Origin of the sequence: Kribbella sp. NPDC050281 (genome assembly GCF_040655855.1) — a bacterium.
Lineage (GTDB): Bacteria > Actinomycetota > Actinomycetes > Propionibacteriales > Kribbellaceae > Kribbella.
The window spans coordinates 1-16,545 of sequence record NZ_JBFAKS010000048.1; the positions used below are offsets into that span (position 1 = coordinate 1).

The following is a 16,545-nucleotide window of genomic DNA, read 5'->3' on the forward strand; positions in this document are numbered from 1 at the left end:
CCCCACCCACCCCCCCCCCCCCCCCGGCCCGCGGCGGTGTTGCTTTTTTTTGGGGTGGTATTTTTGGCGGGGGGCGGGGGCTCGCCTCCCGCCCCGCGCCCCGCCCCCCCCGGGGGGGACTATCGACCGAGCGGAATGGCCAGGTCGACGACCTGGAAGTCACGCGGGAACGACCCGAGCCGGGTCGCCTTGCCGGTGGTCAGCTCGACGTCGTACAGCCGCATGCGGTCGCCGGTGCTCAGTACTGCGAGCCCGCGGTTGCCGCCTTTCTGCGTGGAGATGTCGAACCCGGCCCACGGGCCCGCATCGACCGTGAGCTTGCCGGTCGGCGCGAGCAGTCCGGCGTTCGCGGGCGACTGGATCACGACCTGGTCCAGCATGGTGTCGATGTCGAACAGCGTCGTCGCGGTGTTCGGATCGAGGTCGTTGTTCGTGTACGCCGCGGCCGTCACCCCGGTCGCCGTAGTCGCCGGAGCAGGCGGCACACCGGGGTACGCCAGCGTGCCGTCGACGGCAGTCATGCCGGCCGCAGGCGCACCAGCGGGGTCGTCGATGTTGTGACGCAGATTCTGGCCGGTATCACTGATCACCCGCAGCCGATTCGCCGCCGGGTTGAAGTCGACACCGAAGTTCTGCCCGTCCAGCGCCACGCTGAGCTGCGACACCTTCGTCGTCCGGCCGAAGGACGCCCCGGTGTTGATCGTGTAGATCCCACCGCGGTCCCCAACGCCGTACAACTTCCCGTCCTGAACCCGGAAGTCGATCCCCACCAGCCGCCGATCGTCCTTCAACCCCAGCACTCGCGCCGCATCGCGAATCCTGTCGGCCGAAGTACTACGAAACTTCACCAGCCGCCCCTTGTCCGTCAGCCCGACCACATCAGAACTCTGGGAGGGACCCTTCGCTGCCGGACCCGCCACAGTCGTGGCCACGCTGTCGCCGGCCGTCGCCTGCGTCGCACCGCTGAGCACCAGGGCCGTAGCAGGCAACGCGATCGCAGCCAGCGTCGCGGCGACGATACGAGCACGTCGTCGTGGTTGATACATGCCGATTCACCTCTCGGTAGCGGCGCCGTCCACCTCTCGCGTCCGGTCGCCAGCAATACCACCGGGCCGGGCCCAACTCCCGCGGCATCGCACTACCACTTCGGCACCACCAACCCACCGGATGTGCCCAACCACCCCGCCATCCGACAACCGCCAACCCCAACAACCGCGGCCGCCGTGGTTGGCGTGACGCAAGGGCCTTCGAGGTGTGCTGAACCGGGGTGGTTGGGGGTCAGCGGTCCGGGAGGTTGAGGCGCTTCAGGCGTTCGTAGGCGCCGAGGATGTGTTTGTCGATTCCGTCCTGGGCGGCCTGCGGATCGCCGAGGGCCAAGGCGTCTCGTAGTTCCTTGTGCTCGCTGTAGCCGACGTCGAGGAAGTCCGGGAAGCTTGCGTTGCGGGCGCGGAGGAAGACCGTCACCTGACCGCGGATGGACTCCCAGACGCGCAGCACCCGGGTGTGGTCGCAGTAGGCGTAGATGATGTCGTGGAACTGGAGGTCCAGCCGTACGGCGTCCTCCGGGTCGATCTTGGTGTCGACGCTCTTCATCTGCTCCAGGACCGCATCCATCTCGGCGAATCCCTGACCCTGCATCCGCGTACACGCCCGGCTGACGGCCAGTCGCTCGATGGCGCCGCGGAGGGTGTGCACTTCCTCGACATCGGTCTTCGTCAAGGTGCTGACGAACGCGCCGCGGTGCCGCCGGAGCTCGACGTGGCCCTCTTCCTCGAGTCGGGCCAGCGCCTGCCGAATCGGTCCTCGGCTGACCTTGAGTGCCTCGGCCAGCTCGGTCTCCTTGAGGTGCTGTCCCGGCTGGAACCTGGCGCCGGTGATCATCTCCCGGAGTACGTCGGTCACCAGATCACCAAGAGCGCGCTGCGAAGGCAGCGAGGGCACGACGTCGTCGGACATCATGCCGACCACCTCCTCGAAGCAGTTACCGCCAGTATCCGAAGTAGGACGACTCTAACCCCTGTCAGGTCTCTCTGTAGATTGTAAACAGTAAGTCATTGACAGTAAATCAATCGCAAGAGCAGACTCGGAACCTCCACTCAGGCAGAGGGCCGGCGCGAAGCCGGCCGACCGTGAGGCAGCCCGATCCCCCCAGGGCAGAGAGGTCACGACGATGACCACCGACACAGCGGTTCACACCGGACGCAAGTCACTCGGCCCGTTTCCGCCGGCCGCTCCCCGGAATCCCGATGCGCCGCACGTCACCACGGCGACGATCGACGTCGACGCCGCGGAGATCGAGGGTCCGCTGACGCGCATCTGGGAGAGCTTCGGGTACGACGAGTTCAACTGGACGTACACGCCGACCGGCAAGCGGCTGCTGCAGACCTTCGCCGACTTCTCCGGCGGCGGCTACTTCGTCCGGCCGCACTACATGTACTGCTCCGGCAGCGGCTTCGGGATCCCGCACTGGAGCAACGGCAACGTCTACCACGAAGACGCCGACGGCAATCCGTACTACGACTTCACGCTGCTCGACCAGGCGTACGACGCGATCGTCGGCGCCGGACATCACCTGCTGGTGGAACTCGGCTTCACCCCGCGCGATCTGCTGCCACCCGAGGCCGCTGAGCTGACCGTCGTACCGAGCCCCACGGCGTACACCAACTACGAGGCAGGCGCCTGGGGGTATCCGCCCAAGGACTACGCCAAGTGGGCGGGTCTGATCAGCGCCACGGTTCGGCACTGCATCGATCGGTACGGCGAGGCGGAGGTGAAGACCTGGCTCTGGGAGCTGTGGAACGAGCCGGACATCAGCTACTGGCGCGGCACTCTCGATCAGTACAACGAGCTGTACACCGCAACCGTCCATGCGATCCGGGCCGTGCTGCCCGAGGCCAAGGTCGGCGGACCGGCTGTCACCAGCGGCGGACTCGAGTTTCTGCGGGGCTTCCTGGACTACACGTCGCGCCGTGACGAGCCGCTGGACTTCATCGCCTATCACACCAAGGGCTGCCGCTTCCCGACCCGCGACTACCGGCCGTTCGCCGAACCGGCGGCCGAGCTCCTCAGTCCGTCGTCGACGAAGATGTTGTACGACCTGCGCGAGTTCAACCGGCTGATCGGTTCGTACGACGCGTACGCCGATCTGCCGGTGATCGTCGACGAGTGCGATGCCGCAGTGCCGGCGCACTTCGGACGCTACGACAACCGCAACTACAGCTTCCAGAACACCGAGTACTACCCGGTCTTCCAGGCGAAGCTGATGAAGAAGATCCTGGATCTGAACGCCACCGAGCCGGCCAAGGTCGCCTATGCGACCTCCTGGAGCTTCTACTTCGAGGCCGAACGCTATTTCGAAGGCACCCGGTCCTTCCTGACCGCGGGTGGCGTCGAGAAACCGTTCCTCAACGCCTATCGGATGCTGTCACTGCTCGGTCCGGATCGGCTTCGCGCGACCTCGGACGCGGCCTGGCAGGTCGGCGAACTCGAGCACACCGACGGCAGCAGCATGCCCGAGGAAGTCGACGCCCTCGCCTCGCGTGCGGAGGACGGGAGCATCGCCGTGCTGGTCTGGCGGCACATCGATGACCAGTACCAGACCAGCGAGGACCTGACGCCGGTGAGCGTGACCGTACGCAACCTGCCGGCCGGGTCGTACAGGTTGCGGCATCTGCGCATCGACGAGGACCACAGCAATTCCTTCACCGTCTGGCAGCAGCTCGGCTCACCTCAGGACCCGACCGCCGAACAGCTCGCCACGATCACCGGCCGGCAGGGTCTCGAGGAGTTCGACGCCGAACGCCGCCTGACGGTGGACGGCGACGTGTCCCTGGAGGTCACACTTCCGTTGCCCTCGGCATCGTTGCTGATCCTCGAGCCGAGCAGCTGACGGACGAGAGGGCAGACGATGGACCAGAACGTGATCACGCTGAACAACGGCGTACGGATCCCTCAGCGCGGCTTCGGCGTGTTCCAGGTCCCGCCGAACGAGACCCAACGCGCGGTCGAGCAGGCGATCGAGACCGGATACCGGCACATCGACACCGCGGCGGCGTACAACAACGAGGCTGGCGTGGGGGCGGCCGTGCGGGCGAGCGGGCTTTCCCGCGAGGAGCTGTTCGTCACCACCAAGCTCCGCAACGGCGAGCACGGCTACGAGTCGGCACTGACGGCGTACGACGAGACTCTCCAGCGCCTCGGACTGGACTACGTCGACCTGTATCTCCTGCACTGGCCCAATCCGACTGCTGATCTCTATGTCGACAGTTGGCGTGCTCTGGAGCGGATCCACACCGAGGGGCGGGTGCGGGCCATTGGTACGTCCAACTTCCTTTCCGAGCACCTGGACCGCTTGGCCAAGGAGGGCGAGATCGTTCCGGCGGTCAATCAGATCGAGCTGCACCCCACGTATCAGCAGCGCGAACTGACCGAGCTGTGCCGCGAGCGGTCGATCGCGGTCGAGGCGTACTCTCCGCTCGGCCAGGGCGGCGACCTCGATCATCCTGTACTGGCGTCGATCGCGAGCGATCACGAGGTGACGCCGGCCCACGTCGTACTGCGTTGGCATCTGCACCTCGGGCACATCGTCATCCCGAAGTCCGTCAGTCCCCAGCGGATCCGCGCCAACTTCGAACTCGGCGGCTTCGAGCTGACCGACGCCGAGGTCGCGTCCGTCACCGCGCTGGAGAACGGCAACCGGCTCGGCAACGATCCGCGCACGTTCGCGATCAGCCAGATCAGGTAGCCCGACGATGACGAGCAGATCAATGCAACTCAGCAGGCGGCAGGACCGCCGATCGAGGTCCGGCACGGCAGCCGTCGACCGACCACGTCACGGCTGGCAGAAGACCACCTGGATCTGGATCTTCCTGCTGCCGACCGTGGTCCTGTACGGCATCTACACGATCTACCCGATCATCGCGAGCTACTGGTACTCGCTGGTCGAGTGGAACGGCTTCGACTCCGGCCAGAAGTTCGTCGGACTGAGCAACTATCGCGAGGTGTTCGCCGATCCGCTGTTCTGGAACTCGTTCAAGGTCACGCTGCTCTTCATGCTGCTGGTGGTGCCGGCGCGGGTCCTGCTCACGTTGCTGATGGCAATGATCCTCAACTCGCCGAAGCTACCACTGATCGGCGTACTGCGATCGGCGTTCTTCATCCCGGTGGTGACCACGACGGCGATCATCGGCGTGGTGATGCGCTTCGTGCTGGACCCGGCCAGTGGTCCGGTCAGTTCCGTGCTGGCCAAGCTCGGCTTCGGGAGCGTCGACTTCCTGGGTGACCAGCACCTGGCGTTGCCGGCCGCGGCCGTGTTGTACATCTGGAAGTTCTTCGGCGTGACGATGATCTACTGGCTCGCGGCGCTGCAGACCATCCCGTACGAGTTGTACGAGGCGGCCCGGATCGACGGCGCCGGCACCTGGCAGCTCTTCCGGCACATCACGCTGCCGATGCTCAAGCCGTTCCTGATCATCATCACCGTGCTGACGATCGAGGAGACCTTCCACAACTTCGATCTGATGTACACGCTGACCTCGGGTGGGCCGTACTTCCACACCGAGATCATCGAGATCTACATCTACCGGTGGGCGTTCGCCGCCCCGATCCCGCAACTGGGGCACGCGTCCGCGGCCGCCGTGGTCTTCGGGCTGCTGGTCGCGATCGTCGGCGCCCTCCAGCTGTGGGCCCTGTACACCGGCCGTCGGCTGAGAGGTGACCAGCGATGACCGCTGAACTGACTGTCCAACGCTCGGACCGGCAACGACGCATTCTGTATCGACTGCCCTGGTGGATCGCCGCGATCGTCCTGGTCGGCATCGCCCTGGTCTGGATCTTCCCGTTCCTGTGGATGCTGTCGGCATCGCTGAAGGACAGCATGGAGATGTTCTCCGGCGGACTGAAGCTGTGGCCGGACAAGTTCGTCTGGGACAACTACGCGCGGGCCTGGAACGACGCGCACTTCGGCCGGTACCTGATCAACACCGTCCTGGTGACGGTGATTACGGTCGTGATCGTCACTGTCCGGTGCGCCCTGGCCGGCTATGTCCTTGCCCGCTACCGGTTCCGCGGATCCAAGCTCTTCCTGGGGATCCTGGTCGCGACGCTCTTCGTCCCCACCGGCTACACGATCATCCCGGTGGTCAAGATCTCGATGCAGTTGCACCTGATCGACTCACTGAGCGGAATGATTCTGGCGCTCAGCGGCGGGGCGTACGTGTCCGCGATCTTGCTGTACTACGGCTATTTCCGGCAGATCCCCCGGGAGTTGGAGGAGGCCGCGCTCGTCGACGGCGCCGGCTTCGTCCGGACGTTCTTCTCGGTGATGCTGCCGCTGGCGATGCCGGTCACGGCGACTGTCGCAGTACTCACCTTCATCGCCACTTGGAACGCCTTCTTCCTGCCCTTGGTGTTCACCTTCAGCCGGCCCGATCTCCGGACGGTGAGCGTCGGCATGCAGGCGTTCGTCGGGGAGACCGCGACCGACTGGTCCGGTATGGCTGCGGCCGGCGTGATCTCGATCGTCCCGGTCGTGGTGCTCTTCATCTTCCTGCAGCGCTACTTCGTCGAGGGAATCTCCGGCGCAGTCAAGTCTTAGCTCTTAGCAACACCCGAAGGAGTGGAACGATCATGACCGGAATGACACGTCGCAGTCTGCTCGGCGCATCGGTACTTGCCGTCGCCGGCGCCGCGGTGGGATGCAGCAGCTCGACCGATGAGGCCGGCGGCACGAGTGGCGGCGGCGCCACCGGAACGCTGGACTGGTGGGATCACTTCAGTTCGTTCAAGAAGCTCAATGACGACTGGGCGAAGAACCAGTCGTCGGCGCTGAAGACCAACGTCGCCCACACGTATTACGACGCGTCCAAAGCGCCGCAGGCGTTCCAGTTGGCGCATCAGGCCAACAAGATGCCGGACATCTACTCCAACGTGGTCGGGCTGCCGTTGTCAGCCCTGGTCAGTGGCAAGTGGGTGCACGAGGTGACGCTGCCGGCGGATGTCAAGTCGAAGCTGCCCAAGGACGCGTTCACCGAGGGCATCACCCAGTTGGACGGCAAGCTGTACGGGTTCCCGATGTTCAGCCTCCGGCAGAGCTCGACGCTGGTGTGGGTGAACAAGGATCACTGGGGCAAGGCCGGGCTCGACCCGAACAACGTGCCCAAGGACTACGCGGGGTTCAAGGACGCCCTGGGGAAGCTGAAGGGGGCCGGGCTCCAGCCGCTGACGCTGGCGATCGGTGCCGACGGCGGGCGCATCCGTGACCAGGTCGACGACATGGCGCAGACGGCGGGATTCCCTGGCTACCAGGGTCTGCAGTTCACCACCGGCGAGTACGCCTACCACCACGACGCCTACGTCACGGTGATCGAGTTCCTCAAGGAACTCAACGACGCCAAGCTGATCATGCCGGGCTCGAACAACTTCGGTGTCGTCGACGCCCGTACCCGCTTCGCCTCCGGTGCGGTCGGGACCTTCATCGACGGCATCTGGTGTGCCGGTGGATCGAAGGCGCTGGCGCCCCCGATCGTCGACAAACTCGCCTCCGGGTGGGTGCTGGCACCGACGGCCGACGTGAAGCCCTTCTGCTACCGCGGCCGGCCGTCCTCGGGGTACTTCGTCTCCGCGGACAGCAAGAACCCCGACGCGGCCGGGAAGCTGCTCGCGTCCTTCATGACCGAGGACTACCAGAACGGGATGATCGAGGCGATGGACCAGCCGCCGCTGAACCTCGACCTGGTCGCGGCGTCGAAGGCGATCGACGCGTACAAGAAGGGCGTCGAGTTCTGCAAGGCCAACGTGTTCCAGATGCCGCAGGCGATCGTGAAGAACCCCGCCCAGGCCAAGGTCGACGCGCTCCGCAAGCCGGTCACCCCGCACGTCGGCAACATCGTCCAGGGCTACCTGGGTGGATCGATCAGTGACCTCAAGGCCGAGCTGAAGAAGCTGAGCGACGCCACCACCGCCGACCGGGCCCAGGCGCTCCAGAAGGCAAAGGCAGCCGGAGCGAAGGTCTCCGAGGACGACTACGCCTTCACCGACTGGAAGCCCGGACAGGACTACGAGGGAGCCAAATGAGCCGTACCGCAGTTGTGACCGGTGCCGCCTCTCCGCGCGGCATTGGCCGTGCCACAGCGGTGTTGCTCGCCGAACAGGGCTGGAACATCGGCATCCTCGACATCGAACCCGGCCACGCCCTTGCTCAGGAGATCACCGAGAAACACGACGTCAAGGCCCTCGCCGTGACCGCCGACGTCTCCGACGAAGCCCAGGTCCGTGCGGCGATCGACGAACTCGAAGCCTATTTGCCGCCGCTCGCAGCCCTGGCCAACATCGCCGGCGTCAGCTCCCCGGTCCCGTACCTCGAACTCACCTCCGACGAGTGGCACCGCGTCATCAACATCAACCTGAACGGCGTCCACTACGTCACCCGCCGAGTCGCCGAATCCATGATCCGCCACAACTACGGCCGAATCGTCAGCGTCTCCTCCACCTCAGCCCAACGAGGCGGCGGCACCTACAGCAAAACCCCCTACTCCGTAGCCAAAGCCGGCGTAATAGGCCTAACCCGAGCCCTAGCCCGAGAACTCGGCCCGTACGGAATCACCGTCAACGCAGTAGCCCCCGGCCCCATAGACACCGACATCATGGGCGGCCCCCTAACCCCCGACCGCCGCGATTCCCTGGTCGCCGACCTAGTAGTCAACCGCCTGGGGCAACCCCAAGACGTAGCCACCGCCATAGCCTTCCTAATGTCCGAAGACTCCGCCTACATAACCGGCCACACCCTAAACACCGACGGCGGCCTATACATGCACTAACTGCCTCACCCGCGCGGACGGCCACCCCACCATCTGGACGGTCGCGCACCATTAGCCCCCGAAAGCCTGCGAACTGACGTGGTGGATCAGCGCAAGTTCACACTGGCTACTGGTGACCAGATCGCTGAGGCACCGCAGTCACTCGGACGCACCTCAATCGGGACAGGCCAGGCCGAGTGCAGCCATCAGATTCAGAGGCTGGGAGGGCAGGATCTGATTCGCTGGCGGGCCGGTGGCTGGGTGAGGCTGGATGCGAAGGAGGCCATGACACTGGCCGATGCAGACACGCGCTCACGGACCTCGACCACCGTCGCCGACTACGTCAGTCGGCGAGCTCGCCAGCCGGAGGCAGGAAGTCTCTCAGAGGAGCCGCTCAGGCGCATCCACCAGCCGGATCGGCAACCGACTGCAGGTCCCGTGATCGAGTCACCACGATGCCAAGCCAGTAGGACCCCTCAAGAACATGCCGGACGTGCATGTCCCCAGGTGGTGGAGACGAGGGACTCGAACCCCTAACCACCGCTTTCTGGGCAGTCACTTCCTGTAGTTACGCGTTGATGCTCAAATTCCTTGTGACACAGGGATTCTGGCGGATCGACTGGTTCGTCATGGGTCGGCTTCTCGCATCGGTTCGCGTTGAAACCCATGGGTTAAAGCATGGCCTCGGACTGGCGGGAACATCAGCAAGCTCGGTCCCGGCTTCGGGCATCGCTTCGACCACCTTAGGGTCGAGTGGTCCGTCCTGCGCCAACCGGCCGACACCCGGCATCCGTGCGGCCGAGGTGGAGTCGGACAGACTCCGGGCTACACCAGATCTCCGGACCCGACGCTCACGGTGGGCTGCGCAGGTCGGGGCGCTCACACCACGGCGCGGCAGTCCGATACTGTCGGTCCGCGCAGGTAGATTCCGGGGGAGTGACGGCGCATCCCATGCCGGACGGTGGACCCGACAGAGAGGGACAACATGACTGGCGGACCGACTCGCCACTTGGTGCACGAGGGCGATGCCCGCGACCTCTCATTCATCGAGACTGAATCTGTGCATCTCGTGTGCACCAGCCCACCGTACGCGATGCTCAAGGAGTATCCCGATCACGCCGGGCAGATGGGGAACATTCCGGTCTACGATGAGTTCCTCGATGAACTTGACAAGTCTTGGCGCGAGGCACTTCGAATCCTCGTGCCTGGCGGCCGGCTTGCCTGTGTAGTCGGTGACGTGTGCATTTCTCGAAAAAAGGGCGGGCGACACCACGTGCTACCCCTCGGTGCAGACATCCAAGTCCGAGCGCGCAAACTTGGTTTCGATAACCTAACCCCCATTCTTTGGTACAAGATTGCCAACGTAAAACTTGAGGCTAGTCGCAGCAGTCGATTCCTCGGCAAGCCAAACCTACCTAACGGCATCGTAAAGAATGACGTCGAGCATATCTTGCTTTTTCGGAAGCCTGGAGGCTATCGCAGTCCCACGCCTGACCAAGAGCGCCTTTCGCATATCCCGACAGAGGAATACTCTAAGCTATTCGCGCCTATTTGGTCAGATGTCCGAGGGCAGATCCGTAAGGATCATCCGGCGCCATACCCGCTCGAAATACCGCGCCGTCTCATCCGCATGTACAGCTTCGTGGGTGACACGGTTGTCGACCCCTTCGGTGGTACCGGGACGACTGCGGCGGCCGCCCTCGAGACTGGTCGAAATAGTGTTTCGGTGGAGATCGACCCCGGGTATGTCGATCTCATCGAGAAGCGACTCGCTGAACCGGGTCTGCTGGGGAGAATCGAGGTCCACAGGCCGGAACTGGAGCCGACACTCCCGCTGGCGAGCGATGGTAGCGCGTAACAGACATACTGTCCGTCATGGCTGAGCCTGTTTCCCTCCTCGCGCACCTCCGTGGCGAGGGCTATCACCCCCGGTCGTCGAAGCATGGCGACGCCATGGTGCGAGCAATCGTCGAAGACCTTATGGCGTACTGCCCGAAGATCGCCGCGCACGTCGCGTCTGGCCAGCTCGTGTACAACGTCGGTCATAAGCTCATGGTTGGTTCCGATTCGTGGAATACGGACCTTGCGATCGGAACCGCTCCTCACGCAGGTATACCAGCGACGTCGCCGCGGCTTGCAGGCATGCCTCAGGGCGCGCCCGTGCACGTACGAATTGCGGTGGAGGCAAAGGCCGTGATGACGAAGCACAGCGGCGCACGCCGTAATCGCAAGCGAGATCTTGAGGCCCATCACGATCACACGCATCGATACCGGAGCGAGTGCGTGGCAGCCGGGTTGACGATCGTTAATGCGGCATCAACCTTCTATTCACCTGTGCCACCAGCCGGCATGCGCAAGCACGTCCAGCCGCGCGACGCGGAGGGCGTGATCGACGTAATGCGTGGCGTTACGCGATCGGCGGGACAAGGTAAGCCGGGTCTTGATGCGATCGGTGTTCTGGTTGTCGACATGGACAATGTGAACTTGCCAACAACGAATTACGTGACATCTAGGCCTGCACCTAGGCCAGGCGACCCGATGCACTGGGACTCCTTCATTGCGGATATCTGCGCGGCCTACGACAAGCGTTACTCGTCGGCGTAGCCGTAGGCTGGGACTCCGCTCGTCTGCTGGTGCGTGAGTAGGTGCCCTCAAGACCGCTGGCTGAGCTCTCCTGATGCGTCAGTTCCATCTTGCTCAGACGGCCGAGGTCCCAGGATCGATGGTGGTGACCTGGCCCAGGCAACGCGGGTCTTCCGAGAGGAGGTCGTCATCGATGCGTATCCTTCGTGATGGCGAGGCCCCCTGCGGGCTAGTAGCAAGCGTTGGCGTCAGACTGGCACGGAACGATTGACGGTCGATTCAGGACTAGCGTGCCGTAGGGAAGGGATAACTGTGCACATTGTGCCAAGCAACATGACGGTCTCCGACTACTGTGCGGGCCTTACAAACCAAGGGATCACGGTTAACCGTGAGTACCAGCGCAGTGACAAAGTTTGGCCACTCATCGCACAGTCTTTTCTTATTGAGACCGTGCTGCTGAGTTATCCAGTGCCGAAGCTTTCTTTGCATCAGGTGACCGACGTGATAAGCCGCAAGACGGTCAAGCAGGTCGTCGACGGCCAACAACGCAGTCGTGCGTTGCTCAACTTCTACAACGACGATTTGCGGCTTTCCAGGTCGATAGATTATGCACCGGCCGCGGGCAAGAAATATTCTCAGTTGAGCGAGGAGTTGCAGGGACAATTCCTCAATTACTCGCTGAGCATCGATTTGTTCGTTGGTGCAAGCCAGGACGATGTTCGCGAAGTGTTCCGGCGTATGAATCTTTACACGGTTCCGCTCAACTATGAAGAACAACGTCATGCCGTGTATCAGGGCGAATTCAAGTGGTTTGTCCACCGCGTAACCCGTGATTATGATGATGTATTCGCGCGAATAGGACTTTTCCCGCAGAAGCAGTTGGTCAGAATGCAAGATACGAAATTGATCACTGACATTTGCCACGCGTACCTCAATGGCATCAAGACGACCAGTCGAACTGATCTTGATAAGCTCTATCAATCGCGAGACAGGGACTTCCCGGAGCAGTCAGATCTGGATGAGAAGGTGCGTGGAGCAATTGACGAATTGCTAACATACACCGATATTCAAAAGACTGCGTTAATGAAGCCACTGCACGCGTATGCTTTGATCCTTGCCTTGATACACACCAAGGAGCCTTGCCCCTCTTTGGAGTCGGCCTACCCAATGGAGGGCCGGGCGCGCGATACCTTCGAGGGATCGTCGGCGGCGCTTGAGGCATTGATCCTCGCCCTGGATAACCCCGATGACACGTACGAAGAATATGATCAAGACTATGACGAATTCGTAGATGCATCGACGGCGCGGACAAATGTAAAGAGCCAGCGTGAGACAAGGTTCGCCTGGTTCTGCGCAGCGCTCACCGTTGAGGCTTAGTTGCATCCCGAACCTCGGCTCTCCGACCTCATCAGCCAGGCACTTGGGCGACTGGACCGCATACGAGACTTGCCGAGCATAAAGGGTCCGTCCACCGATCCTCAAAAGGAGCGAGATACCGCCCACGCTTGTATTGAGCTTGTCACCCTTTGGGCATCATTTTCGCGATGTTTCTATCTTTCAAGCGCACTTGGCGCAAAAAATTCCGCAGGTCAACGAGTAAGAGTGCCTTCAATTACCGTCAAGAACACCGACGACGCTCTGACTGCCGCCATACATCACACCAAGCCCAAGCTCAGGTCGAAATCCGCGCCTTGGTCCGATCTGGATGAGCCGACTTGGCGCAAGCCCGATGTCCTGCTCGCCATTCTTTCAATGGCTGGCGCGACGAATCTGCAAACTGTTAGCGCGGCTCTCTCGTCTCCTCAGACGGACGTTTTCAAGGACCTCGCAGTATTTCGTAATCACTACGCCCACAAGAACCTTGACACTGCCCTCCGCTGTCGGAAGCTGTATATAAAGTATGGGCAACCGCGGGGCACTAGACCGACGATGGTGTTGCTCGGCCGACAACCACAGCGTCCGCAGTCTCTCCTCTACGACTGGATCGACGACATTGAGAACGTGGTCACGCTTATGGATTAGGCTTCCGCAAAGTCGGGCCAATGCTATGAGCATGTCGACTCGCGGCAAGACTCGGGTGGGAGCAGCCCTCGGTGACGCTTACGTGTCAAGCGCGCGGCAGTCCTCTCGCATCGCCCCGATAGCTGCCGACCTTAGGTTCGGTGCGGTGCGGGTCAAGGGTCGGAGATCCCGGAGGGACGCCGTAGGCGCCCTTGAGGCGTGCTGTGCCGGGCCGTCCCTTCCATGATTGCTAGCGGGGCGATGCGGGAGTCCACCGGCAGACGGGAGCATACGGTCACGGCGAGCGACGGGTAGCCGGCCATTTCCCTGGCGAGCGGTATACCGACAGGGTGTCGAGCGTTGACGGCGAGTTGTGCTGTCTTCGACCCAGGCACCCTGTTGGCACGTGCGCGCCAAGCCAAGGGACGCGCCCAGAACGTAGCGAAGCGGAGTGGCGGGCAGGCGGCCCGCCCTGTGGTGGCGGCGCGCTTTCGGGCCCCTGGAGGGGCCCGTCTTGAAGGCGTAGAGAAACTTGTCAGGCGGATGGACGAGTCACGACATGGACGAGGGCGCTCAAGGCGGACGCCAACCCGATGACAGAGCTCGAGGCGGCTCGGGATGTGGTCTTTCCCGTCATGCAGGTTGACTGGGTGGTATATACCCGGTTTATGCTAAGGATGTGTACGCCGTTCACGAGAGGGGACGCTAATGCCAGCGGCTGCTGCGCCGTCCCCACTTGGCGTTGAGCTTCGCTGGATGCGCAAGCTCGCAGGGCTGACAGGTAAGCACGCGGCTGACCTGATGGGCATCTCGCAGGTTGCGGTTTCTCGCTGGGAGACTGGGGCTCGTCATCCTGATCTGGATTCGGTTGAAGCTCTCAGGCGCGTAGCTGCCGAGACCGTCTCGGGGATCCTTGCCGGAGCAGGCCTTAGCGACGCCGAGCGACGTCAGCTCTCTGAGGGGTACGAGCGGCTAACAAGCGAGGATTATCAACTGCTACTTTCGCGCTTGGTGGACGATGGTGCCACAGAGGTGCTTTCCACATTTGTGATCACGCGCACTGGCCTCGTTGAGCGGCAAGAGGAAATCCATCGTCTGGAAATGCAGGCTCAAAAGATTAGGCATTTTCAGCCACTGTTTGCTCCGGGCCAGCTCCAAACATTGGAATATGCCCGCTACCTGATGCTCGGATATGAAAAAGATCCGCGCAAGGCCGAAGAAGCGGCGATGGCGAGAGTGCGGCGAGTTGAAGTAATCCTTAAGGGTCCTCGCCCGGAATATCATGTTGTTATCACCGAGTCGGCGCTTGACGTTACCTTCCGTGGTGCGCCACCAGACTTGCGCCTGGGGTTGTTGAGGCAGATCTACGACGGCGCACAGCGCCCGCACATTACAGTCCAGATTATGCCCCGAGACCGCCCGTATGGGTTGGTGCCGATTGGAAGTTTCGTCAGTTACGACATTGGGAATGATGACTCCGTCGTACTGGCGGACACGTTTGCCGCCCAAGTCACATTCAGATCAGGTCGTGATGTCCGTCAATACAACACGTTCTGGGATGAATTGACTGAAATTGCGCTAGATCCAGAAGAATCGTTGAACTGGCTGGCTGAAGCCATCCGTGAGAGTGAAGGGAATTGATCGTGACTGCTGTTCCTGCTCCGCCCCCGCTCGAAGAGTTCGGCCCATTCAAAGCGGCACAGAATGGTGGCAACTGTGGCAATGACTCGCCATGCGTCGAGGTCGCAAATGGCCCTGACGGCTGGCGTGCCGTGCGTGACTCAAAGCTCGGCGACGGGTCGCCAGTGCTGACGTTCGACGCTGCAGAATGGCGGGTCTTCTCCGCTGGCTTGAGGGCTGGCGATTTTGACTAGCTGTTAGTGATGCCAACCCCGAAGGAGGAGTTGAGGAGATGCCCATCATGCAGGAGCGCAAGGCTGGCCTAATGGGCCGCCTGCGTGCGCTCTACGTTGCAACCGCGGTCTCCTCCTTCGGGGATGGCGTGTTCGCTGCCGCTGTTCCGCTAGCGGCCGCTGCGGTGACACGTGATCCTGCCGCTGTAGCCATCGTCAGCGCTGCGGAGATGATCCCGTGGGTTCTGATCGGCCCGTTCGCCGGTGCGATGGTGGACAGACTGCCCTACCGTGCCGTGATGATTGGGGCTGACCTAGCACGCCTGATCGTGCTGGCAGTTGTAGGTCTTGCGATTGCTACAGGACACAGCTCCGTTCTCCTGCTGGCCTGTGCAGCTTTCCTCGTGATGGCCGGTACAACCTTCTTCGACGCAGCCTCGCAGAGCATCATCCCGGAGCTCGTCGATCGTAATGATGAACTGCTCAACCAGGTCAATGGTCGTCAAGGGTCGCTGAGTAGTGCCGGCCGTTCCCTGCTTGGCCCACCGGCAGGCTCGGCCATGTTCGTAGCCGGTCCAGCGATTCCATTTGTGGTCAACGCCGTCACGTTCCTGGTGTCCGGGCTTTGCGTCGCCTTCCTCAAGCACAAGACGGCGCGGATCCCGAATCGAGACGTGTCGATCGGTCGCTCGATTCGTGACGGAATGGTGTGGCTGGCTCGTCACAGTGTCCTTCGAGCGCTTGCGATCTTAATTGCTGTAAGCAACTTGTCATACAGCGCTGCGACCGCGACGCTCGTACTCTACGCACAGGAGTCGTTGCGGCTTGCGGATGCCGCGTACGGCATTCTTCTGGCCGTGGGGGCCATCGGTGGCATCGCCGGAGGCCTGCTGGCATCCCGTGTGATTCGTAAGATCGGTGACGCACGAGCGCTTCAGGTTGCGATGGCGTCGCAGGTAGTGGCCTGGGTCGGGCTGGCTTTGACGACGAGTCCGTACGTCGCGGGTGCGATGCTGGCCCTTGCATTCATGGGAACTTCTGTTGCGACCGTGGTAGCCGTGAGTGCACGACAGCGGCTTACGCCACCGGACATGCTTGGCCGGGTCGTGACTTCATTCCGGGTACTTGGAACGGGCATGCTTCCGGCAGGCGGTTTGCTCGGCGGCCTCGTAGCGGCCAACTGGGGTCTGCGAGCCCCACTGTGGGCTGCTGCGGCCCTTCTGATTGTGCCCACGATTCTTGCCCCCTTAGTGATCGGTCGATCGCTGGCCGGCCCATCTGAGCCAGTCGAGGAGTAGCCCAGCCCGGGCAAG

The 16,545-nt window shown here is 62.7% G+C and carries 14 protein-coding genes; 12 read left to right on the forward strand and 2 right to left on the reverse strand.

Annotated elements, in window-relative coordinates; genetic code table 11:
• Positions 1 to 119 precede the first annotated feature (119 nt).
• On the reverse strand, positions 120 to 1,046 hold the full coding sequence (locus AB0I34_RS37235; RefSeq protein ID WP_360454875.1) for a DUF4394 domain-containing protein: 927 nt from the start codon (positions 1,044 to 1,046) through the stop codon (positions 120 to 122).
• A gap of 232 nt (positions 1,047 to 1,278) precedes the next feature.
• A complete protein-coding gene (locus AB0I34_RS37240) occupies positions 1,279 to 1,959 on the reverse strand; it encodes a GntR family transcriptional regulator (RefSeq protein ID WP_360454878.1) in 681 nt (226 codons plus the stop codon).
• 211 nt (positions 1,960 to 2,170) lie between these two features.
• On the opposite strand from AB0I34_RS37240, the gene AB0I34_RS37245 reads away from it, so the two are divergent.
• The 12 genes from AB0I34_RS37245 (at position 2,171) to AB0I34_RS37300 (ending at position 16,530) form a co-directional block, all read left to right on the forward strand.
• The gene (locus AB0I34_RS37245; protein WP_360454881.1) at positions 2,171 to 3,889 is read left to right on the forward strand and encodes a glycoside hydrolase; all 1,719 of its coding nucleotides are present in this window, start codon (positions 2,171 to 2,173) and stop codon (positions 3,887 to 3,889) included.
• 18 nt (positions 3,890 to 3,907) lie between these two features.
• Complete coding sequence (locus AB0I34_RS37250) at positions 3,908 to 4,744, forward strand: aldo/keto reductase (protein ID WP_360454884.1); 837 nt, start codon at positions 3,908 to 3,910, stop codon at positions 4,742 to 4,744.
• A 22-nt stretch (positions 4,745 to 4,766) separates the two neighbouring features.
• Positions 4,767 to 5,726, forward strand: a complete 960-nt coding sequence (locus AB0I34_RS37255) for a sugar ABC transporter permease (RefSeq protein WP_360454887.1) — start codon at positions 4,767 to 4,769, stop codon at positions 5,724 to 5,726.
• Positions 5,723 to 6,595: a carbohydrate ABC transporter permease gene (locus AB0I34_RS37260; protein WP_360454890.1), complete on the forward strand. Its 873-nt coding sequence runs from the start codon at positions 5,723 to 5,725 to the stop codon at positions 6,593 to 6,595. The genes AB0I34_RS37255 and AB0I34_RS37260 overlap by 4 nt, the downstream gene beginning before the upstream one ends.
• A gap of 32 nt (positions 6,596 to 6,627) precedes the next feature.
• Positions 6,628 to 8,073 carry an ABC transporter substrate-binding protein gene (locus tag AB0I34_RS37265; protein WP_360454893.1) on the forward strand — a complete coding sequence of 482 codons (1,446 nt, stop codon included), beginning with the start codon at positions 6,628 to 6,630 and terminating at the stop codon, positions 8,071 to 8,073.
• Complete coding sequence (locus tag AB0I34_RS37270; RefSeq protein WP_360454896.1) at positions 8,070 to 8,816, forward strand: SDR family NAD(P)-dependent oxidoreductase; 747 nt, start codon at positions 8,070 to 8,072, stop codon at positions 8,814 to 8,816. The genes AB0I34_RS37265 and AB0I34_RS37270 overlap by 4 nt, the downstream gene beginning before the upstream one ends.
• A gap of 940 nt (positions 8,817 to 9,756) precedes the next feature.
• Complete coding sequence (locus tag AB0I34_RS37275) at positions 9,757 to 10,653, forward strand: site-specific DNA-methyltransferase (RefSeq protein ID WP_360454899.1); 897 nt, start codon at positions 9,757 to 9,759, stop codon at positions 10,651 to 10,653.
• 17 nt (positions 10,654 to 10,670) lie between these two features.
• Positions 10,671 to 11,399 carry a hypothetical protein gene (locus tag AB0I34_RS37280; RefSeq protein WP_360454902.1) on the forward strand — a complete coding sequence of 243 codons (729 nt, stop codon included), beginning with the start codon at positions 10,671 to 10,673 and terminating at the stop codon, positions 11,397 to 11,399.
• A 312-nt stretch (positions 11,400 to 11,711) separates the two neighbouring features.
• The gene (locus tag AB0I34_RS37285; protein ID WP_360454905.1) at positions 11,712 to 12,755 is read left to right on the forward strand and encodes a DUF262 domain-containing protein; all 1,044 of its coding nucleotides are present in this window, start codon (positions 11,712 to 11,714) and stop codon (positions 12,753 to 12,755) included.
• Positions 12,756 to 14,087: 1,332 nt separating this feature from the next.
• Positions 14,088 to 15,020: a helix-turn-helix transcriptional regulator gene (locus AB0I34_RS37290; protein ID WP_360454908.1), complete on the forward strand. Its 933-nt coding sequence runs from the start codon at positions 14,088 to 14,090 to the stop codon at positions 15,018 to 15,020.
• Positions 15,021 to 15,022: 2 nt separating this feature from the next.
• A complete protein-coding gene (locus AB0I34_RS37295) occupies positions 15,023 to 15,253 on the forward strand; it encodes a DUF397 domain-containing protein (RefSeq protein ID WP_360454911.1) in 231 nt (76 codons plus the stop codon).
• A gap of 38 nt (positions 15,254 to 15,291) precedes the next feature.
• Complete coding sequence (locus AB0I34_RS37300; RefSeq protein ID WP_360454914.1) at positions 15,292 to 16,530, forward strand: MFS transporter; 1,239 nt, start codon at positions 15,292 to 15,294, stop codon at positions 16,528 to 16,530.
• Positions 16,531 to 16,545: the final 15 nt, after the last annotated feature.